This is a genomic window from Levilactobacillus acidifarinae DSM 19394 = JCM 15949 (genome assembly GCF_001434835.1).
GTDB classification, from domain to species: Bacteria; Bacillota; Bacilli; order Lactobacillales; family Lactobacillaceae; genus Levilactobacillus; species Levilactobacillus acidifarinae.
This window is the reverse complement of the sequence record NZ_AZDV01000026.1, coordinates 491,569-513,026: the sequence shown is the minus strand read 5'-3', so window position 1 is coordinate 513,026 and position 21,458 is coordinate 491,569. Positions and strand designations below refer to the sequence as shown.

Genomic DNA, 21,458 nt, shown 5'->3' with positions numbered 1-21,458 from the left:
CTCTCTTTTGCCGTTCCGGTCACGTGGTTTGTACTTCCCGACCAGGGTTGGTATAATTATCGAGATATGGTGTTTAAGAAAGTAGGAAAATAAATGGACCTGGAAAAATTAAAGCAACATCAAAAATACATTCGGAACTTTTCCATCGTGGCCCACATTGACCACGGGAAATCGACCCTGGCAGACCGGATTCTAGAAATGACGGATACGGTCTCGAAGCGCGACATGCAGGATCAAATTCTGGATAACATGGACCTGGAACGCGAACGGGGCATTACCATTAAATTAAACGCGGTAGAATTAACCTACCACGCCAAAGACGGTCATGATTATGAATTTCACCTGATCGATACGCCGGGACACGTGGACTTCTCCTACGAGGTTTCCCGGAGCTTAGCGGCCTGTGAAGGGGCCGTCTTGGTGGTTGACGCTGCCCAGGGGGTCGAGGCCCAGACGTTAGCTAACGTGTACCTCGCGTTAGACGATGACCTGGAAATCGTGCCAGTCATCAATAAGATTGATTTACCGTCGGCGGACCCGGATAAGGTCAAAAAAGAAATTGAAGACGTGATTGGGTTAGACGCGTCCGATGCCGTCTTGGCCAGTGCCAAGCAAGGAATTGGGATCGAAGACCTCCTGGAGCAAATCGTGGCGAAGGTCCCAGCGCCGAGTGGTGACCTGGATGCACCGCTAAAGGCGTTGGTTTTCGACTCGGTTTACGACGATTACCGCGGGGTCGTGTTAAGTGTGCGGGTTTATGACGGGACCGTCCAACCGGGTGACAAGATTCGGATGATGAACAGTGAGACCGAATACGAAGTGACCGAAGTGGGTGTCAACTCGCCCAATCCGCTCAGCCGCGATTATCTGATTGCTGGGGACGTGGGTTACATTACGGCCAGCATCAAGGACATCACGGAAACCCGTGTCGGGGATACCGTGACTAATGCGGAAGATCCCGCTGACAAGGCCTTACCGGGTTACCGGGAAATGAACCCGATGGTCTACGCCGGGCTGTATCCCACGGACAACGCCAAGTTAACCGACCTACGAGAAGCCTTGGAGAAGTTGAAACTCAACGATGCGGCGCTGGAATTTGAACCAGAATCCTCGCAGGCCTTGGGCTTCGGGTTCCGGTGTGGCTTCTTGGGCATGTTGCACATGGACGTGGTGCAGGAACGGTTGGAACGGGAATTTAACCTGGATCTGATCACCACGGCACCGTCCGTCACCTATCACGCGTACTTGACCGACGGCACCATGAAAGAGGTCGAAAACCCGGCGGAAATGCCGGAAGCTTCGGCCATCAAGAAGATTGAAGAACCCATCGTGAAGGCGACCATCATGGCGCCCAACGAGTACGTTGGGGCGGTCATGGAACTCTGCCAACACCGACGGGGCCAATTCTTGACCATGGAATACCTGGACGATTACCGGGTCAACATCATCTACAATATGCCGCTATCCGAAATCATTTTTGACTTCTTCGATAAGTTGAAGTCCAGTACGCGGGGTTACGCCTCTTTGGATTATGAGATGAACGGGTACCAGGAGAGCGACCTGGTCAAGATCGACCTGTTGTTGAACGGGGACAAGGTCGATGCGCTGAGCTTTATCGCGCACCGCACGTTTGCGGCACAACGGGGCCGGGAGATTGCCAGTCGGTTGAAGGGCATCATTCCGCGTCAAAACTTTGAAATTCCGATTCAGGCGGCCATTGGGGCGAAGATTATCGCACGGACAACCATCAAGGCCTACCGGAAGGACGTCACGGCGCACCTGTATGGTGGGGACCGGACGCGGCGGATGAAGTTGCTGGAGAAGCAAAAAGCCGGGAAGAAACGGATGAAGGCCGTGGGTCGCGTGGATATTCCACAAGAAGCGTTCATGGCCGTTCTTAAAACTGATGAGGACGAAACCAAGTCATAGATATAATGGAGAAAGACTCTGTTTTAGCTGGTTAAGTATATCAGCGGGAACAGGGCCTTTTTTGTAAAAGTTTGACATGAAATCTATTTAACATAACAAAAATTATATTAAGTTAAGCTTGAATTTGCTCAGAATAACCTTCAGGCTTGCAAGCGTCAGGCGAGCTTAGTAAACTGTATTAAAAGCGTGGCCTTGATCAAGTTCATGTAAAACCGAGAATTGTGAATTTTGAAATGCCGGTATAATGGGATTTCTTTAGTGTATTCCCCACACGTGTGGGGGTGATTCCGGATCCAGGCTCCCGGATATCGGACAGTTGTGGTATTCCCCACACGTGTGGGGGTGATTCTAACTAGATTGATGGGGGCTGTCAACAGTGATGGTATTCCCCACACGTGTGGGGGTGATTCCCAGGCACTAGCTGGGACGACCAAGTTGGACTTGTATTCCCCACACGTGTGGGGGTGATTCTCATAACTCGGAGCCGTGTTAGCACCATCTAGAGTATTCCCCACACGTGTGGGGGTGATTCCACAATTCCTATGCTTAAGGAATGGCCTTTTAAGTATTCCCCACACGTGTGGGGGTGATTCCCAGTCCAGCTGAGATTGTGGCGGCTATCAAGGGTATTCCCCACACGTGTGGGGGTGATTCCGATTATCCGACGGGTTGCTAGCGATGCTGGAAGTATTCCCCACACGTGTGGGGGTGATTCTTTGTGTTGAAAATTTCGTCCCAGTTTGTTTGTGTATTCCCCACACGTGTGGGGGTGATTCTTTTTGAGCGCCTCAACAATTTGGTTAAAATCAGTATTCCCCACACGTGTGGGGGTGATTCTACTCCCAAGTGCTTTCGGGGTCGTCGATGGTGGTATTCCCCACACGTGTGGGGGTGATTCTCACCAGTATATCCGCTTAAAGAAATGAGCTTTGTATTCCCCACACGTGTGGGGGTGATTCTGCGACCTTTCACAGCGTACTTTTTGGGGATGTGTATTCCCCACACGTGTGGGGGTGATTCTAATCTTTATCTTTTATAAGATTGTCCCCATTTGTATTCCCCACACGTGTGGGGGTGATTCTAACACTTGTTTTACTTTTTCCTTTGCTTCGTTGTATTCCCCACACGTGTGGGGGTGATTCCTATCACGCCAATTTCGGGTATAGCTGGAACCGGTATTCCCCACACGTGTGGGGGTGATTCCATTACCGGTTCACCGGAAACCGATACATATGAGTATTCCCCACACGTGTGGGGGTGATTCCTGGTTTTGTGCGGATTTTTCCCCCTGCTGTGCGTATTCCCCACACGTGTGGGGGTGAACTCTAATTATTGTTATTAGCATCCTGTTAGACGTAGGTGGTTGCAGATAATTGAGTGACTAAACCCTCAAGACAGGTTGAAGGTCTAACCATAGCCGACTTTAACCAAGCCCGTTATAATGATTCTAATGTAACAGCGAGCTCAGATTAGGGGGGAGATCTTATGTTAGGGTACGTTCTAGGTCGCGATGGGGATATTCACGACTTTATTGAAACACTAAAACGGGTGCATGGTGAGTTAGATTACGATGAGATTCAATTAGTGCGAGAGCTCATCGAGTTAGCAACTCATCCCGGATATACGATTAACATGGCCAAAAAACTCAATCTAACCTCCGTTGAATTGAGTGACTACCTGCAACATCTCCGGGTCTGTGGGTTAATTGATTATTGGTCCGATAGCGAAAAAACTTCTAAAACGTTAAGTCTGTTATCTGAATAGAAAAAGGCCGCCGTTCACGCGAACGGCGGCCTTCATGGTCTCAATGTCTATGAATTTCTAGCGTTAACGACCGAGGGGCATGGCCTCGAACTTTATAGGTGGCCAAGTCTTCTGTGTCAGCCTGAGCCAACTGTTTGGCGAAAGCCTTAGCCTGGTCGTCTTCGATGCCTTCCAGACTATAGGTTCGGGTCCAACGAGCAGAAATTTGCCGAACCTTAGCTAAGACGGGTTTAATTAAATCATCCATAATTGAGCCTCCTTGGTACTTTTCGTTGTCGCAGAATTACAAAGGGCTTAGCTTACTTTTCCCAGCCACATAATTTGTAGTGGTTTTGCTTGGCCCATTTTAAAGTGACCTTTTTCGTTTTGCTTGCGTGGTTGAGTCCCCGACAACCGCGAGCGTAGTGGTATTTTTTACCATGTTTAGGCGCAATGATAACCTTAGTTGCCTTGGCCTGCGCCTCAAGTTGGGGTGTCGCGACCGGGGCCAACATCCCCGTTAGGGTTAACGTTGAAACGACTAATAGGGTGGCCTTGCGTAGTATTTTGTGCATCTAAAACTCCTCCAAAGATTAAGCTGCCGACGTTAACGGCTAAACCATCGAGTATCCCGTGGTTGACCGTTTTGCCGGTTACAGTTATCATAGCATATTTGATAAAACGCTTCCTTAATTTTTGAGAACAACAAGCGAACAATAATAAAAAACGCCGGTCGCAACAACTGGCGTTTTCGAGTTCAAGGGCTAACTCTCGCGGTTGGCGTCTTCTTCCAGTTCCAGCCAGATGGTGAGCGGCGACGGAATATAATCGGGCCACGCCTCCATTTTTTTAGCGCAGCGATCCAAAATATGACTTTGGCCGTCGGCATCCATGTCGGCAAAGACCGCTAAGGCGACCGGATTATCACTCAAATCGGTCATTAAGGTTGGTACGGCGTGTTTCCACTCTTCGAGGAGGTCTTGGTAGATGACGATGCGCCGGGCTTGGGCAATGGCGGCGTCCACTCCCGCGAGATGCAGTTGCTTGATGAGCCGGTCGTATTCGTTAAAAACGGCCGTTTGGGCCCGCTGCCAGTCGGTTTTGGTGAAGGTTTCTTGTTCTTCTCTCATGGTCGAATTCCCTCTTTAACGGTTATGTAGTGTTGCTGTAAAACCTGTAAGGTTTAAAGTCCTACAATAGTATAGCATTTTAAGGTGAAATAGATAGCCGTGACCGTGAGTGAGGGTGTTTTAGTGGTTGTCCTTTTTTAACAGGTCAACGATTTCCTGGAGATATTTTTCTTCGGCAGAGGGTTCCTCAACGGTTTCGTCTTTGGGCGCGGGTAATAGACGGTTCAAAAACTTGACCAATAAGAAGACCACGAAAGCAATAATCAAAAAATTGATGACCGAGTTGATGAAGGCCCCGTAGCGGAAATGAGCATCCCCAACCGTGAGGACCAGGTTCGAAAAGTCAATACTCCCCACGAAAATCCCTAACAGGGGATTGATCAGGTTCTTCACCAGTGAATTCACGATGGCGGTGAAGGCGGCCCCGACGATGACCCCAACGGCTAAGTCCATCACGTTACCGCGGGCAATAAATTCTTTAAATTCTTTCAGCATAAAGTGAAACCTCCCTTATTAATAACTTAATTCTTAACGTTTTGAGGTGAAAATGCAACCTAAACGCAAGGAAGATGGCGGTCTGGACTCAGAAATTAGGTCGTTAAGCAATTAGAACGGGGGACCATTAAGGGCGTGGTCACGAAAAGACTAGGCGTAGTGGGCGGCTTCCCGTATAGTAAGATTAACCTTATTAAACAGGAGAGAAGACTGATGACTTTAGATAAGTGGCCCATCGATCCCGCTTTAATTGACGATGACTTGGACAACATTTTGGATTTTGAGGCACGGCTGTTATGCATTTTCGGTAGTCCGTTGACCGATCAAGAAATTGCGACGGCCGCGCAGATCCCGGTGGCCATTATCACGGCCATTCGGCAACAAGAGGTCGATTACCGGGACATGAAGTTGACCGATGCTTTAGCCTTAGACGAGGTGTACGAATTGGCCCAGGAAGCTTACGATGAACCGCCGGCGCATTAATGCAGAAGCTTGAAGGGGTCTCTAACCGCTTCACTACCAGAGACCTAATTACAGTCACGTTCTAAGGTTTAAATGCATGCTTGCTTTTAAAACGTTTAATACGATTTTCGAAGGTCGTTAAAATGATAGAACTTTTTGTTTCGAAAATCTGTTACTTTGAAGAACGTTGATGCCAAATAACGGCCGCCATCCATTTCTGTGAAGGGGTGGCGGCTTTTTCTAGTTGCCATAACGTTTCCGGGTTCAGGTGGTTATTGTTGTCTAAGGGAACGGGTACGCAAAAGTTATGAAAACTAATAGCGGCCTGACGTAACTTGGTCGACGCTGCCCAAAATGTCCCACAACCTTACGTATTTACCTGAATACTGAACTTTTAAATTGCCGTAGTATCAACGTTTTAGGTAATTATGGATTCCTAATTTCATCTAAGGGTGGTATAATGTAAGTGGTTTCACAAACTGAAAGTACTGGTAAAGCTCGCTTTCAGTGAGGGTTAGGAACCAATTGGAAATTCTTGGACGGTTTACTTGCATTTAAGGGTTAAATCCATTATTATAGTGAATTGATACATTTTAAAGCGGTTAGACAACCGAAACGGCACTCACCGTTAACTAAACCGAGTAGATTGTCATTAGGAGGTGATTACCATGCTGAGTCGAACTAAGGAATATTTACGACAACATAATTATCGTTATGAAAAGTCGTACATCCGGCCATTGATGGCGCCAGAGAGCGTCTACGTCTTTAAATTCGGCCGTCATTCGCTCAATAATCGGGTAATCATTCGTTATGGTCATACGTGGACTGGGCGTCAGCGAATTAACGAGATTGATTTGCGGCTGCACAAACAAAAGCATCCCCGGGTGTTCCAAAATGAAGCGGATATGCTCGATTATTTAGAGACGCATCTTGCCCGCCGGGAGCAAAAACAGGCTGACCACTCGACCGATACCGAAAAGGTCTAGGGTTGGTGCCATTAATTTTAAGGGCTAATGGGAAGCCGGCGACAACGTTACATTGTCGCTGGCTTTTTTCAGTTTAAGGAGGAAATTTTACGATGCAATGGACAGAAGTGAGCGTCATTACCACGAACGAAGCGGTGGAAGCCGTCAGCAACATTCTACAAGAGGCGGGAGCCAGTGGCGTCAAAATCGATGACGCGGCCGACTACGAGCACCTTAAACCGGGAAAATACGGTGAGATTGTGGACCTCAAGACGATTCCCCACCGGACTAGTGGGGCCGAAATTACTGCTTATTATCCGGAAACCGTCTTTATTCCCGAAATCCTCCCGACCATCAAGCAGCGCGTTAACGGGTTAAGTCAGTTTGGTTTGGACCCGTCACCGGCCACGGTCACCTCTAAGGCGGTTGCCGACGAAAGCTGGGCCACTGCCTGGCAAAAGTATTACCATCCGGTCCGGGTCACCCGTTATCTGACGGTGACGCCGAGCTGGGAAAATTATCAACCGGTGCAAACGGACGAACACGTGATTCGGTTGGACCCGGGGATGGCTTTTGGGACCGGGACGCACCCGACCACGGTACTGTCGTTGACCGAACTAGAAATGGTTGTCCGCGGTGGCGAGAGCATGTACGATGTCGGAACTGGGTCCGGGGTCTTAAGTATTGCGGCTAAGTACCTGGGGGTTGATCAGATCAAGGCCTTTGACCTCGATGACGTGGCGGTTCGCTCGGCCAAAACCAATTTGGCTCTCAACCCCATTGCTAGCGACGTGGTGGCCGAACCCAACAATCTGCTCAACGGCATTCATCAGCCGGTTGACTTGGTGGTCGCTAACATTTTAGCCGAAATCATTGTACCGTTAGTGCCTCAGGCTTGGGAAAACTTACAACCCGGGGGTCACTTCTTAACGTCCGGGATCATCGCCGATAAATTGGCGACGGTCGTGGCCGCCCAAGAAAAGCAGGGCTTCATCATCGATAACGTCTTACAGATGAAGGATTGGCGTGGTGTGATCGCCCATAAACCCACGGAGGATGAATAACCCATGCAACGATACTTTTTAGACGTGACCGGTCAGGATGGTCAGACGGTCACCTTGCCGGACAACGTGGCGCACCACTGGGTGACGGTTCTACGCGCGCAGGTCGGGGAGACGGCCGAATTCGTGGATCGGACGGCCCATTTGTTTCACGGACAACTCATGACGGTGACCGACCGGCAAGCTACGGTCCGGTTAACGGCCGTGGCCACGCCCGCCGTGGAATTACCGGTGCATACGGTGATTGCCTGTGGGCTACCGAAACAAGAAAAAGCGGAATGGATTACCCAGAAGGCGACCGAAATGGGTGTCGACCATATTATTTTTTACGCGGGCGACTGGTCCGTTGCGAAGTGGCAGGGGAATAAGGTGGCTAAAAAATTGGCCCGCTTGACTAAGGTGGCGAACGGGGCGGCGGAACAGTCGCACCGCTTAGTGCGGCCCACGGTCAGTTATTTACCGAACTTGGCGGCGGTCCTTAAAACGCCGAACGATTGCACGTTATTGGCCTACGAAGAGTCCGCTAAGCAAGGCGAGCACAGTGCGTTGACCACCCGGTTAACGGCCATGACCCCCGGGCAAACGGTGTTAACCGTCTTTGGTCCCGAGGGCGGCATCAGTCCGGCCGAGGTCCAGAACGCGCAGGCGGCCGGGGCGACCCTCGTGGGATTGGGCCCCCGAATCCTGCGCACCGAAACGGCGCCGCTGTATTTTTTGGCGGCCGCGTCGACGATTTGGGAGTTGTCAGCCACGCGGGGCAGGTGAAATCCCCGTGAAAACATGCTAAAATGGTTGCAATCATAAAGAGAGTAAAGGTGAAGGTTGGATGGTATTTTTGGAAAAGATGGGTTGGCGCTACTGGCTCACGGGACTAATCATGGGTGTCGTGTTGCCTGCGCTGGCCACTTGGCTAGGAATCAGTACGGTCATGCGGTTTGGGGGCCTCCTGTTAGTCCTTAACGGGGGCGTTGCGATTGCCGTGGGGCGCCTGATTGCCAGTAAGGCGCGGCCCATGTGGCTATTATTAGTGTTACCGGCGTTGTATTTGCTGGGAGCGTACGGCTTTTTACCCGCATACACGCGGTACTTTGCGCTGGTCTACCTGTGTGTCTCCTATCTGGCGTACGGGTTGACGGCGACACAGGCAACACAAGCAGAATCTAAAAATTAAGGGTGGTGGCGTCCAATATGACCAAAGAACGTGTCTGGACGGCTGAAGAAGTAATTGCCAGAGTCGGTAAATATATGAACGCACAACACGTCGAAATGGTGGTCAAGGCCTGCCATTTTGCGACGGTTGCGCACCGTGATCAAACGCGGCAATCTGGCGAACCCTACATTATGCACCCGATTCAAGTGGCCGGTATCTTGGCTGATTTGAATATGGATCCCGAAACCGTTTCGGCGGGGTTCCTGCACGATATCGTGGAAGATACGGGGGTCACGTTAAGTGATGTCCGGGAACTGTTCGGGGACGACGTGGCGCTCATCGTGGATGGGGTCACGAAGTTAGGGAAGATTAAATACAAATCCAATCGAGAACAGTTAGCGGAAAATCACCGGAAACTTTTATTAGCCATGTCCAAGGACATTCGGGTCATGATTGTGAAGTTAGCCGACCGGTTGCACAACATGCGGACCTTACAGCACCTTCGGCCCGATAAGCAACGACGGATTGCCAACGAAACGTTGGAAATTTACGCGCCGTTAGCCGACCGGTTGGGGATTAGTACCATTAAATGGGAACTGGAAGATATCTCCTTGCGGTACCTGAATCCCCAACAGTATTACCGCATTGTGCACCTGATGAATTCACGGCGGGATCAACGGGAACAGTACATCGCGGCGGCCATCAAGGTGATCCAAAGTTCCATCAAGGACCTACATTTGCACCCCGAAATTTACGGTCGACCGAAGCATATCTATTCGGTCTACCGGAAGATGAAGGATCAACATAAACAATTTAGTCAAATTTACGATCTGTTGGCCATCCGGGTCATTGTCGACACCATTAAGGATTGTTACGCGGTCCTGGGGGCCATTCATTCGCAATGGAAGCCGATGCCCGGCCGTTTCAAGGACTACATCGCCATGCCCAAGGCCAACATGTATCAATCTCTGCATACCACGGTGATTGGTCCCGAGGGTAAGCCACTCGAAGTGCAGATTCGGACCAAGGAAATGCACGCCGTGGCTGAATACGGGGTCGCGGCCCACTGGGCGTACAAGGAAGGGGTCAAGGACAAGGTTCAGGCCACCAACACTGGTGAAAAATTGAACCTCTTCAAGCACATCATCGAACTGCAAGAAGACACCGATGACGCCGCCGACTTTATGGACAGTGTTAAGGGGGAACTCTTTGGCGATCACGTGTACGCGTTTACGCCGAAGGGCGACGTCCTCGAACTGCCGAAGGGTGCCGGGCCACTAGATATGGCCTACGCCATTCATACGGAAGTCGGTCACCATACGACTGGGGCCACCATCAACGGCAAAATCGTGCCGCTGAACTACGAAATCAAGAACGGGGACATCGTGGATATCCGGACGTCGAGTAGCTCGGCTGGGCCGAGTCGGGATTGGTTGAAGCTGGTTTCGACACGGCGGGCCCGCAACAAGATCAAGCAATTCTTCCGGTTACGCGACCGAGAACAGAACATTACCCAGGGCCAGGAGATGGTGGAGCGTTTGATTCGTGACGCCGGCTATGACCCCAAGTCCATCATGACCAAGGAAAACGTCGACAAGGTTACGACCAAGTTGCATTACCAACACGTCGATGATTTGTTGGCGGCCATTGGGTTTGGTGACATTCAACCGCAAGGCGTGGTCAACCGCTTGACCGACGACGTCCGTCAGGCGGCCGAGGATAAGCGCCGCCGGCAAGAGGAACGTGAGATCTTGGAGGAGCACCAGTCCATCAAGAACGATTCCGATACCGATAAGAAGGACCGCAAGAAACAGCCCGACGGCGTGGTGATTGAAGGCGTCGACAATCTGTTGGTCCGCTTGAGTCACTGTTGCGCGCCGGTCCCCGGTGATCAGATCACCGGATACATCACCAAGGGCCGTGGGGTGTCCGTTCACCGGGTGGACTGCCCGAACGTGCGGCACGCCGAAGAAAGCGGCGAACGGATTGTTCCGGTTCGCTGGGGTGACGAACACGGCGATGGGACCAACTACCACGCCGATATCGAGGTTCAGGGGTATAACCGCAACGGGTTGTTAAACGACGTGTTGCGGACCATCAATAATTCCACCAAGGACTTAACGTCCATTAACGGAAAGGTTGACCATAACAAGATGGTCATCATTTCGGTGAGCTTAGGCATCCGTAACCGTTGGGAACTGCAACGAATCGTGGACAACATCAAAAATATTCCCGACGTTTACGTGGTCAAGCGGCCGTTCCGCTAGAAAGGAAGTTACAAGGATATGCGGGTGTTATTACAGCGAGTCCAACAGGCCAGTGTCGTGATCGACAAACGGGTCGTGGGGGCGATTGCGCAGGGTTACTGCCTCTTGGTAGCGGCGGAAGACAGCGATACCAGTGATCAGGTCGACTACTTAGTACACAAGATCAGCCACTTGCGGGTGTTTAGCGATGACGCCGGTAAGATGAACCTGAGCATTGCCGACGTGGACGGGAGTATCTTGTCCGTGTCACAGTTTACCCTCTACGCCAATACCAAGAAGGGTAACCGCCCTAGCTTCGTTGCGGCCGGTGAACCGGCACACGCTAAGGCGTTATACGAGGAATTTAACCAGAAGTTGGCGGCCACGGGGATCCCGGTGGAAACCGGTGAATTCGGGGCCGATATGCACGTGGCGTTGATCAATGACGGACCGTGCACCATCTGGTTTGATACCGACGATTAAAAATGAGAAAACTAAAAGGGTCGGGAAGGTCTCCCGGCTCTTTTTTAGGAGGAAAATGGGATGCGTTATCAGCAATTATTTTGGGATTTTGATGGGACGTTGGTCGACACCTACCCGGGGATGGTGGCGGCCTTTGCCACGGCACTGACCCAACTTGGCGTTAACGACTTTGAAATTGACCAATCGGCCATCTACAAGGCCATGCGGCAACACAGCTTGGGGACGGCGTTGCAACAATTTAGTGCCGAATATACCTTGAATAAGGACAGCTTAAATGACCGGTATCAACGGTTGGCGGCCCCTAAATTGGACCAGGCCGTCGCCTTTTCCGGGGCGGCCGAGCTGCTGAACACCGTGACCACTGCGGGGGGCCGAAACTTTTTGTTGACGCACCGCGATGCCCGCGCGCTGGACCGGTTAGCCGCATTGGGCCTAAGGGGGTACTTCAGTGGGGCGGTGACGGCAACGGACGATTATCCCCGCAAGCCCAATCCGGCCAGTCTAAATGCTCTGTGTGACCAGTATCAAGTGGCCCCAGCTACCGCCATCATGATTGGCGATCGCAATTTAGACGTGCAGGCGGGCCACCGAGCGGGGATGGCCGGTGCCCTGTTTGACCCGGAACACCTGATTGTTGCTGAGAGTCAACCGGAAGTCCGGGTGACACGGTTAGCCGAGCTGCAGGACTGGTTAACTAGCGAAGCGTAACCTTAAAAAACGCGCTGAACGTTCTTCCTCCAGTTAGGAGATTGGACGTTCGACGCGTTTTTTGGGTTGAGTTTAAAGTAGCTTACCCCCGAGCCAGTAGGTCGTCGACGGCCCCGCCGTAGGTTTCACCGAAAAGGTTTAGGTGGGCCAACAGGTAATAAAGCTGATAATGGGGTAACCGTTGCGCATAACCCGCAGTTAACGGGTAGGCGGCATTATAACCCTTGTAGAACTCCTGGGTGAACCCGCCAAAGATGGTGGTCATGGCCAGATCGAATTCACGATCCCCGTAAAGGGTATCCGGGTCGATCAGTGTTGGGGTACCATCGGTGGTGAACAGGTAGTTTCCCGCCCATAGATCCCCGTGGAGCAAAGACGGGGTGATCTGCCGGTCGTGGTTTTCGGTCACGATGTGTTGACGGACTCGCGCGTACCCGGTCGCGCGCTGGTTATTCCAGAGGCCGTGCTGCTGAGCGCGCTGAACTAACGGATCTAAGCGTTGTTGCAAGTAAAACGTGGTCCAATCGCTTTGCCAATGATTGTTTTTGGGGAGCTTAGCGACCAAGTTGTCCTGGTCGAAACCAAATTGCGGCGCGGTCACGCGGTGCACTCGGGCCACGGCTTGTCCCAGGTCGTACTGGCTGCCGTGACCGGTCGCTAAAAATTCTAATAATAGGTACGCGTCGCCGTCGATGGTGCCGGTGCCAAACACTTCGGGAACGTTGACGGCCTGACTTAGGGCTTGTAAGCCGGCGACCTCGTGACTATAGAAACTGGCCGGAGTCTGGGGTTGAACCAGCAAGAAGTAGGGGCCCTCGTTGGTTTCGAGTCGGTAGGCCTGATTAATATCGCCGCCGGAAACCGGTGTGGCGGTCGTGACCTGGGGAACGGGAAGCTGGGCCAGCCAAGTGGTCGATAATGCCATAAAAAATCGCCTTTCTTTCGTTAATGTTGCGTCTTGAAGTATTGCGCTAAGCCCTTAACCACCCGGTCGGCGACGGCCTGTTGGTAGACGGCACTGTGAATGTCGCTAAAGTCCTTTTTGGTATTGATGTAGCCCATTTCGAGGAGGAGGGCGGGACGACTATTGTCGCGGATGACCTCGAAGTTGCCAAAGCGAATGCCCCGGTTGGTCAATGGGAGGTCGTTCATTTCTCCGTTGACGGCTTGGGCCAGCGCGTAAGAGGACTGGCGATGATAGTAGTAGGTCGTGGCGCCCGACGCCAGGTTATCCGTGGGGGAGGAGTCAAAGTGAAAACTAATAAAGGCGTTGGCCTGGTGATCGTTGGCCAGTGCCGGTCGATCGGCTAGGCTGACCGTCTTGTCCGTTGACCGGGTCATGATTACATGAGTGCCCTTAGCGCGCAGGGCTTTGGCGACGCGTTGGGCGAGTTCTAGGGTGTAGGTTTTTTCGTCGTGTTTTTGATCGATCGACAGGGCACCGGAGTCGCTCCCCCCGTGGCCCGGATCGAGAACGATGGTGGCCTCCGCTAGATTTGTGACCGTTTTGAGGTGGCCAGGATGGTCCACTAACCAACTGGCGACCCAACCAAAGTGGTTTTGACTATCGCGGACGTGGTACCAGTTGTTCTTCTCGCCTAGAATGGTCAACCGGCTATTTTTTTTGACCTTGTGGGTCGCGGTGTAATTGAGCCCCGGTCCCTGACGTAAGTTCAGATTGCTAACGGTTGCCGTGACGGCGTGTCGCTGGGTGAAGGTCCAAAGTAGGCCTCCGGCAATCAGGAGAATGATCAGACCGGCAATTAGGCCGGTCCAGTTCTTGGGTTTAAGCTGCATGGGCGTTACTCCTTGTCTCAAATTGGGTCAATTATACCACGATAGAGAACCCCGGAGAACTTCCGGGCGAGTCCTTGACTTTTACGGGGCGATTCAGTATTCTAAAGAAGACTATTATATAGAAGCCGATGAGAAAGAATAGTAACTAAATACCCGTTTTTAGAGAGGTCGCGTGGCTGGGAGTGACTAACTCGGTATTGGTGAAGACGCTTTTGAGGCTAATGACGATGATCGTCATTCGTTTGCAACGTTATCCTGCTGAGAAAAATAAAAGGTGGTACCGTGCATACCTGCGCCCTTGTCAATTGACAGGGGTGTTTTTTATTTTGCGGCGGTAGAGGAAGGGAAGACTGTTTATGCGCTACCAACGACCTAAAGGAACGGCGGACATTTTACCAGGCACGTCTGAGACCTGGCAGTTCGTGGAACAAACGGCGCGGGACTTATTTGCCCGTTACCGGTTCGACGAGATCCGCACGCCGATGTTTGAAAATTTTGAGGTGTTCTCCCGGACGTCCGGGGATACCTCCGATATTGTGACCAAGGAAATGTACGACTTCAAGGATAAGGGTGATCGGCACCTCTCCTTGCGGCCAGAAGGCACGGCCGGTGTGGTTCGGGCCTTCGTTGAAAACAAGCTGTACGGTCCCGAGACCCAAAAGCCGTACAAGGTCTACTACATGGGCCCGATGTTCCGGTACGAACGGCCCCAATCCGGGCGGCAACGGGAATTTCACCAAATCGGGGTGGAAGCCTTCGGCAGTAACGCGCCCGAATTGGACGTCGAAGTCATTGCCCTGGGGATGAACTTGCTTAGTAAGCTGGGGTTAAAGCACTTACGCTTAGCGCTCAACACGTTAGGGGATCAAGAGACCCGGGCGGCTTACCGGCAAGCACTGATCGACTTTTTGGAACCCCACTTCGACGAATTAAGTGACGATTCCAAGGTACGGTTACACAAGAACCCCCTGCGCGTCTTGGATAGTAAGGACGCCCACGACCAAGAGATCGTGGCCGATGCCCCGTCGATTTTGGACTTCTTGACGCCCGATGCGACGACGCACTTTAACCAGGTCAAGGCTAGTCTGGACGCCTTAGGCATTGCCTACGACGTCGACGCCACCATGGTTCGGGGGCTGGACTACTACAACCACACGATTTTTGAAATCATGGCCGATTCACCGGCCCTGGGCGAAGGCTACACCACGGTCTTGGCTGGAGGGCGCTATAACGGTCTGGTCGAAGAACTCGGCGGTCCCGAAATGCCTGGTGTGGGCTTTGGGATGGGTGTCGAACGGCTGGTGCTGTTAATGCAGGCCGAAAAAGTGGCCGTGCCGAACGACCACCCGTTAGACGTGTACGTTGTGGGGATCGGGGATGAAACTTCGATCGAAACGCTCAAGTTAGTGCAGGCGATTCGGCGTGCCGGTTTAACGGCCGACCGCGATTATCTGGGCCGGAAACCGAAGGCCCAATTCAAGACGGCCAACCGGTTAGATGCACACTACACGTTAACTATCGGGGATCAGGAATTAGCCAACCAAACGGCTAACCTGAAGGCCATGGCGACGGGTGAAGAAGTCAGTGTGCCGTTAGCCGACATTTATCAAGATTTCCAAGCTGTGGTGGCTCAAAAGTTCACCACAAAATAAGAGGGGATAGGTTAGATGGAAAAGAATTTGAAACGTACCACGTACGCCGGCTTAGTCGACGAACAATATCTCGACCAAACCGTTGTGTTAAAGGGCTGGGTGCAAAAGCGCCGGGACCTCGGGGGCTTGATCTTCGTTGATTTGCGGGACCGCGAAGGCTTAGTCCAACTGGTCTTTAGTGAAGAATACGGCCAAGACGCCTTAGCCGTTGCGGAACAACTCCGCAGCGAATACGTCATTGAAATCCAAGGGAAGGTCGTTGCCCGGGTCGCGAAGGAAATCAACCCCGACATGCGGACTGGAAAGGTCGAAGTCCGGGTCACGGGCATCAACCTGTTGAACAAGGCCAAGACGCCACCGTTTGACATCAAGGACGGTATCACGGCCTCCGACGACTTGCGGTTACAATACCGTTACCTCGACTTACGCCGGCCAGAAATGCAACGGGGCTTAATGCTGCGTAACCGGATCGTGCAATCCGTGCACAGTTACTTTGACCACAACGGCTTTGTCGACATCGAAACGCCCGATTTGACCAAGTCCACGCCAGAAGGGGCCCGGGATTACCTGGTGCCTTCCCGGATCTACCACGGTCACTTCTACGCGTTACCCCAGTCCCCACAACTGTTTAAGCAGTTGTTGATGGGTGCCGGCTTTGACCGGTACTACCAAATTGCCCGTTGTTTCCGGGATGAAGACTTGCGGGGCGACCGGCAACCGGAATTCACCCAGATCGACTTGGAAACGTCCTTCTTAACCGCTGAAGAGATTCAAGACATTACCGAAGGCTTGATTGCCAAGGTCATGAAGGATACCCTAAACGTCGACGTGCCGTTGCCATTCCCACGGATGGACTGGGATGACTCCATGGCTCGCTTTGGGACCGACCAACCGGACGTGCGGTTCGGCATGGAATTAAAGGACCTTTCGGCGATCATGCAGGATACCGACTTTAAGGTCTTCTCCGGAGCTGTAGCGAACGGCGGCCAAGTCAAGGCCATCGCCGTACCTGGTGGGGCCGACCTGTATAGCCGAAAGGACCTCGACAAGTACGCCAAGTACATCGAACGCTTTGGCGCGAAGGGCTTGGCCTGGATGAAGGTCACCGACGACGGCTTTAGCGGCCCCATTGCTAAGTTCTTCAAGGAAGGCGACTACTTCGACCAGATCACCAAGGCGACCGGTGCCAAGACCGGCGACCTGTTACTGTTCGCGGCCGATTCCAAGCGCGTGGTGGCCCAGACGTTGGGTTACCTGCGGGTAGCTATCGCTAAGGAACAGGACATGATCGACCAAAATAAGTGGGCCTTCTTATGGATCGTCAACTGGCCACTGTTTGACTACGACGTGGACTTGAAGCGTTGGGTTCCCGCCCATCACCCGTTCACCATGCCAGCCGAAGGCGATGCGCACTACTTAAACGACGGCGAAGACCCGCACAAGGCCTACGCCCAGAGTTACGACATCATCTTAAACGGGTTGGAACTCGGGGGCGGCTCCATCCGGATCCACACCCGCGAGTTACAAATGAAGATGCTCAAGGCCTTAGGCTTCACGCCGGAACGGGCCGAAAAGCAATTTGGCTTCCTATTGAAAGCCTTAGATTACGGGTTCCCGCCTCACGGTGGTCTGGCCATTGGGCTTGACCGGTTTGCCCGCTTACTGGCTAAGCGCGATAACATCCGCGACGTGATTGCCTTCCCGAAGAACTCGAAGGCCACGGAACCAATGACTCAAGCGCCAAGTACCGTTGCCCAAAAGCAACTGGACGACCTGGATCTAGCGGTCACCGAACTCGACGACGACCCGGCCACGAAGTAGCCACGTCGTTTCTAATCGGCTCAATTATCGGGAACCACTCTTTAGCGGAGTGGTTCCTTTTTTTGCGACTGACGGACTTGATGTTTATCGGGAAAAGTCGTTTAATTAAAATTAAATGAGAATTACCGGACGTCGACCAGCGACGTCAGAAAGTGGGGATGTTGATGACTTTAGAAACCGCAACGTTTGCCGGTGGCTGTTTTTGGTGTATGGTGCAACCGTTTGAAGAACAACCAGGGATTCAGCGAGTCCTGTCGGGCTATACTGGAGGAACCGTGCCGAATCCAACTTACGAACAGGTCAAGGCCCACACCACGGGTCATACCGAGGCCGTGAAGATCTGGTTTGACCCGACGGTGGTGACCTACGCGCAATTAGTCGAGCTTTACTGGCAACAGACCGATCCGACCGATGCGGGCGGTCAGTTTCAGGACCGCGGGGACAACTACCGCCCCGTGATTTTTGTGGCCGATGAGACTCAGCGCCGCATTGCCGAGGCGTCCAAGCAGGCTTTACAGGCCAGAGAACAGTTTGACCGGCCCATCGTCACGCAGATTCAACCGGTGCAACCATTTTATCCGGCCGAGGAACGCCACCAACAGTTTTATAAGAAGAATCCGCGTCGCATGGCTGAGCAGGAAGCCGGCGGTCGGGCTGCTTTTGTGGCACAACATTGGACTAAGGAAACTAATCATGAGAACTAGCGAAAAGATGGCCATTTCCATGGTCGCTGTGGCCGATAAATGCTATACTAAGCGAGCGCTATAGCAATGAAAAGTGAGGTCATTTTTTAAATCATGGATGATGTGCAGCAGCTATTTAAACGGCATACCTATACGGCTAAGTTTTCCGTGGCCTTTTTCTACGGGGTCTTAGTGTCCATCGCGGTGAACTTCTTTTGGACGCCCGGGCACATTTATTCGTCCGGGGCGACCGGGTTGGCGCAGCTGATGAACACGTTAACGGGACGTTACGCCCCGTTTCAGATCACCACGGCTCTCGGGCTGTTTCTGATTAACGTTCCACTGTTCGTCCTGGCCTGGAAACAAATTGGGAAATCCTTTACCGTCTTTACCTTTATCTGTGTTTTGTTCGCGTCAATTATGATTCGGGTGATTCAACCCGTGCATTTGACCACCGATCCCATTATCTGTGCCATCTTCGGGGGGGCGGTCAACGGGTACGGGACCGGATTTGCCCTGAAGAACAGTATTTCGACCGGGGGCTTAGACATCATTGGCATCGTGGTACGACGTAAAACGGGTCGGAGCATGGGGTCGATCAACATGGCCTTCAACAGTCTGATCGTGATCAGTGCCGGGTTCGTTTACGGCTGGCCATACGCCTTTTATTCCGCGTTAGGGCTCTTCGTGAATGCCAAGGTGATCGACATGACCTTTACCCGGCAACAGCGGATGCAGGTCATGGTGATCACCAACCGACCGAAGACCGTGATCGACAGTATTCAAAACCACATGCGCCGGGGCATCACCATCGTCCACGGGGCGGAAGGGGCGTACCATCATGACGAAAAGACCATCTTGTTCACCGTGATTACGCGCTACGAAATGGACGCCTTAGAGGTCGCCATGCACGAAGCCGATCCGAAGGCCTTCGTCAGCATCTCCGATACCGTTAAGGTGTTGGGCCACTTCTACGAACCTAAGTGGTGAAGCGACAGCGAGACCGGGGACGGCTCGCTGTTTTTTTCGGGGTTTCTTAAAGCTTCCTAAATTTCTCTGGGTTCTGAAGGGGAATGTGGTATAATTTTCGATGTTGTGGGCTGCAAAAATAAGACGGATTGGTGATGAACGTGAAAGAAATCTATCTCTGGTTAGTTCGCCTGATGTCGCGGCTCTGCGGCCATCGGCGTTTAACCGATGTGGTGTATCTGATGAGCTTTGGGGATAATCTGCCCTTCATTCGAGCGGTGGCTCAAGCCCTCAGGCCCACACAGCGACTGACCGTATTTTACCGACCGCAGCAAGCCGTTGCGGCCGCTCAGCTCGCCCAACAGGGAATTCACGTGGTTATGTTTCAGGATAATCTGCGGTTTGTGGCAACCGGGATTCCCCTGATCATGCGCGCCAAGACTCTGTATTGCGACAACTACTACGCTTTCTTAGGCGGGTTAGCGCATCCTCGGGGGATGCGAATCGTGCAACTCTGGCATGCGGCCGGGGCCATCAAGGCCTTTGGGTGGGATGATCCCACCACGGCACAACGCTCAATGAGTGATCAACGCCGGTTTCAGGCCGTTTACGACCACTTCGACGAGTACGTGGTGGGCGCTTCCGCAATGGGCGACGTGTTTACCCACGCCTACCGGGTACCGGCCAGTCGGATGCAGTATTTAGGGTACCCCCGTTCGGATCGGTTGCGCGATGCGGACTGGCTAACCCAAACGCGGGCCAAAGTCGCTCGTCTAGCGCCGGAATTGACCGGGCGCCGGGTAATCCTCTACGCGCCGACTTACCGTGAGGGGGTCACCTTTACTCCCCCGCGGGGGTTGGCCGCCGCGTTGACGGCCGACCCGAATGCCCGGGTGGTGGTGAAATTACACCCCGTCTTGGCGACGCAGGCGACGGCCTTGCAACGGCAGTTGGGGGACCAAGTGGTGGTTGCCCAACACCTTAGTACCACGGAATTGCTGACGGTCACGGAAACGTTGGTCACGGACTATTCGTCGGTGGCCTTCGATTACAGTCTGTTACCCAACGCGCACAGTTTATTGTTCTACCTTTTTGACCTGCCGGCCTATCAACGCGAACCGGGCCTGCAGGCGGACTTTTTGAACGGGCTACCCAGTCGGATCTTACGGGATAGCCAAGATTTGGCGGCGGCCATCGTGGCCGACCACAAGACCGATCTAACCCAGTTCAATCAGCGGTGGAACACGTACAACGATGGCCTGGCCACACAACGGGTCGTCGCACGTTATCACGGGGCACCCGGGACTAACGATTAAAATTTAAAGGAGTGCAGTGCCTTGAAAGAGGTCATGACCTTATTCAAAGAACAGGTCTCAAGTCTGGGAATTATTTTCCGGATCTCCCGTTACGAAGATCAAGCCAGCTATCAGAGCCATTACTTAGGGTTGATGTGGGAGTACCTGTATCCGTTGATTCAAATTGCTATTTACTGGTTGGTGTTCGGGGTTGGCTTGAAACACGGTCAACCGTTGAACGGGGTAAGTTATCTGCCGTGGATGGTGATTGGGATTTCACCGTGGTTCTTCATGAACCGTTCGACGCTTGACGCCTCAAAGAGTATTTACCAACGCGTGAACATGGTTGCCAAGATGAAGTTTCCGGTTTCGGCGTTGCCCACGATTAAAGTGGTCAGCAACCTAAGTTCATTTTGGACCATGATGGTGTTCTCCATCTTTATCGGGTTACTCAACGGGGTTTACCCTAAAATTGCCTGGTTCCAGTGGCTTTACTATTTCTTTGCCATGATCTGTTTATTAGTCGCCTTGGGCGTCTTCAACTCATGTATCAGTGTGCTGGTGCGGGATTACCACATTCTGTTACAATCCGTGATGCGGATGTTATTCTACGTGTCCGGGGTGCTGTTTAACTTTGTGACCACGTCGTTTCCGGCACCGTTCGTGCACCTGTTGGAACTCAACCCGTACTACTACATTGTGAACGGGTTTCGGGAATCCTTCTTGGGAACGGGCTGGTTCTGGCAACACCCGATGTTGACCCTAGAGTTCTGGGCGTTTGTGTTCTTTGTCCTGCTATTGGGCTCACACTTACACTACAAGTTCCGGTCACGGTTCGTGGATTTAATCTAATTGAAAGGAGCAACTCA

22 protein-coding genes and 1 CRISPR repeat array are annotated in these 21,458 nt (G+C 52.4%); of the genes, 16 read left to right on the top strand and 6 right to left on the bottom strand.

The window, feature by feature from the left end; translation table 11 throughout:
- Positions 1-93: 93 nt before the first annotated feature.
- Together lepA and FD25_RS10165 are read left to right on the top strand one after the other, a co-directional pair.
- Positions 94-1,929, top strand: a complete 1,836-nt coding sequence (gene lepA, locus FD25_RS10170) for a translation elongation factor 4 (RefSeq protein WP_057803880.1) — start codon at positions 94-96, stop codon at positions 1,927-1,929.
- 260 nt (positions 1,930-2,189) lie between these two features.
- A CRISPR array of direct repeats spans positions 2,190-3,254; the repeat unit is 28 nt; unit sequence GTATTCCCCACACGTGTGGGGGTGATTC.
- Between the two features lie 160 nt (positions 3,255-3,414).
- Positions 3,415-3,693, top strand: coding sequence for a hypothetical protein (locus tag FD25_RS10165; RefSeq protein ID WP_057803878.1), 279 nt, complete (start codon positions 3,415-3,417; stop codon positions 3,691-3,693).
- 40 nt (positions 3,694-3,733) lie between these two features.
- Here FD25_RS10165 and FD25_RS10160 read toward each other — a convergent pair whose 3' ends face one another.
- The 4 genes from FD25_RS10160 to mscL form a co-directional block, all read right to left on the bottom strand.
- Complete coding sequence (locus FD25_RS10160) at positions 3,734-3,940, bottom strand: hypothetical protein (protein ID WP_057803876.1); 207 nt, start codon at positions 3,938-3,940, stop codon at positions 3,734-3,736.
- A gap of 52 nt (positions 3,941-3,992) precedes the next feature.
- Positions 3,993-4,247 (bottom strand): hypothetical protein, encoded by a 255-nt coding sequence (locus FD25_RS10155; protein ID WP_057803874.1) that lies wholly within the window; start codon positions 4,245-4,247, stop codon positions 3,993-3,995.
- A gap of 189 nt (positions 4,248-4,436) precedes the next feature.
- Positions 4,437-4,802, bottom strand: a complete 366-nt coding sequence (locus FD25_RS10150; protein WP_057803872.1) for a hypothetical protein — start codon at positions 4,800-4,802, stop codon at positions 4,437-4,439.
- Positions 4,803-4,922: 120 nt separating this feature from the next.
- Positions 4,923-5,297: a large-conductance mechanosensitive channel protein MscL gene (gene mscL / locus FD25_RS10145; RefSeq protein WP_057803870.1), complete on the bottom strand. Its 375-nt coding sequence runs from the start codon at positions 5,295-5,297 to the stop codon at positions 4,923-4,925.
- A gap of 213 nt (positions 5,298-5,510) precedes the next feature.
- Between mscL and FD25_RS10140 the strand changes: the two genes are divergently transcribed.
- The 8 genes from FD25_RS10140 to FD25_RS10105 all read left to right on the top strand — a co-directional run bounded on the left by FD25_RS10140 (position 5,511) and on the right by FD25_RS10105 (position 12,372).
- Positions 5,511-5,780: a hypothetical protein gene (locus tag FD25_RS10140; RefSeq protein WP_057803867.1), complete on the top strand. Its 270-nt coding sequence runs from the start codon at positions 5,511-5,513 to the stop codon at positions 5,778-5,780.
- A 647-nt stretch (positions 5,781-6,427) separates the two neighbouring features.
- Entirely contained in the window at positions 6,428-6,745 is a 318-nt protein-coding gene (locus tag FD25_RS10135) for a hypothetical protein (protein ID WP_146999887.1), read from the top strand.
- 92 nt (positions 6,746-6,837) lie between these two features.
- On the top strand, positions 6,838-7,788 hold the full coding sequence (gene prmA, locus FD25_RS10130; protein ID WP_057803863.1) for a 50S ribosomal protein L11 methyltransferase: 951 nt from the start codon (positions 6,838-6,840) through the stop codon (positions 7,786-7,788).
- Positions 7,789-7,791: 3 nt separating this feature from the next.
- The gene (locus FD25_RS10125; protein WP_057803861.1) at positions 7,792-8,550 is read left to right on the top strand and encodes an RsmE family RNA methyltransferase; all 759 of its coding nucleotides are present in this window, start codon (positions 7,792-7,794) and stop codon (positions 8,548-8,550) included.
- A gap of 70 nt (positions 8,551-8,620) precedes the next feature.
- On the top strand, positions 8,621-8,956 hold the full coding sequence (locus FD25_RS10120; protein WP_382309043.1) for a hypothetical protein: 336 nt from the start codon (positions 8,621-8,623) through the stop codon (positions 8,954-8,956).
- Positions 8,957-8,973: 17 nt separating this feature from the next.
- A complete protein-coding gene (locus tag FD25_RS10115; protein WP_057803855.1) occupies positions 8,974-11,202 on the top strand; it encodes a RelA/SpoT family protein in 2,229 nt (742 codons plus the stop codon).
- Between the two features lie 18 nt (positions 11,203-11,220).
- A complete protein-coding gene (dtd, locus tag FD25_RS10110) occupies positions 11,221-11,664 on the top strand; it encodes a D-aminoacyl-tRNA deacylase (protein WP_057803853.1) in 444 nt (147 codons plus the stop codon).
- A 60-nt stretch (positions 11,665-11,724) separates the two neighbouring features.
- A complete protein-coding gene (locus FD25_RS10105) occupies positions 11,725-12,372 on the top strand; it encodes an HAD-IA family hydrolase (protein ID WP_057803851.1) in 648 nt (215 codons plus the stop codon).
- 82 nt (positions 12,373-12,454) lie between these two features.
- Here FD25_RS10105 and FD25_RS10100 read toward each other — a convergent pair whose 3' ends face one another.
- Both FD25_RS10100 and FD25_RS10095 read right to left on the bottom strand, forming a co-directional pair.
- Positions 12,455-13,297: a fructosamine kinase family protein gene (locus FD25_RS10100; protein ID WP_057803849.1), complete on the bottom strand. Its 843-nt coding sequence runs from the start codon at positions 13,295-13,297 to the stop codon at positions 12,455-12,457.
- A gap of 20 nt (positions 13,298-13,317) precedes the next feature.
- Complete coding sequence (locus tag FD25_RS10095) at positions 13,318-14,169, bottom strand: N-acetylmuramoyl-L-alanine amidase family protein (protein ID WP_057803846.1); 852 nt, start codon at positions 14,167-14,169, stop codon at positions 13,318-13,320.
- Positions 14,170-14,525: 356 nt separating this feature from the next.
- Here FD25_RS10095 and hisS point away from each other — a divergent pair, with 356 nt between their 5' ends.
- The 6 genes from hisS (at position 14,526) to FD25_RS10065 (ending at position 21,441) form a co-directional block, all read left to right on the top strand.
- Positions 14,526-15,821, top strand: a complete 1,296-nt coding sequence (gene hisS / locus FD25_RS10090) for a histidine--tRNA ligase (RefSeq protein ID WP_057803844.1) — start codon at positions 14,526-14,528, stop codon at positions 15,819-15,821.
- Between the two features lie 27 nt (positions 15,822-15,848).
- Positions 15,849-17,642: an aspartate--tRNA ligase gene (aspS, locus tag FD25_RS10085; protein WP_057804331.1), complete on the top strand. Its 1,794-nt coding sequence runs from the start codon at positions 15,849-15,851 to the stop codon at positions 17,640-17,642.
- Positions 17,643-17,806: 164 nt separating this feature from the next.
- Positions 17,807-18,346, top strand: coding sequence for a peptide-methionine (S)-S-oxide reductase MsrA (gene msrA / locus FD25_RS10080; RefSeq protein ID WP_057804329.1), 540 nt, complete (start codon positions 17,807-17,809; stop codon positions 18,344-18,346).
- A 93-nt stretch (positions 18,347-18,439) separates the two neighbouring features.
- The gene (locus tag FD25_RS10075; RefSeq protein ID WP_057803842.1) at positions 18,440-19,315 is read left to right on the top strand and encodes a YitT family protein; all 876 of its coding nucleotides are present in this window, start codon (positions 18,440-18,442) and stop codon (positions 19,313-19,315) included.
- A 134-nt stretch (positions 19,316-19,449) separates the two neighbouring features.
- Positions 19,450-20,610 (top strand): CDP-glycerol glycerophosphotransferase family protein, encoded by a 1,161-nt coding sequence (locus FD25_RS10070; protein WP_057803841.1) that lies wholly within the window; start codon positions 19,450-19,452, stop codon positions 20,608-20,610.
- A 21-nt stretch (positions 20,611-20,631) separates the two neighbouring features.
- The gene (locus FD25_RS10065; protein ID WP_057803839.1) at positions 20,632-21,441 is read left to right on the top strand and encodes an ABC transporter permease; all 810 of its coding nucleotides are present in this window, start codon (positions 20,632-20,634) and stop codon (positions 21,439-21,441) included.
- Positions 21,442-21,458: the final 17 nt, after the last annotated feature.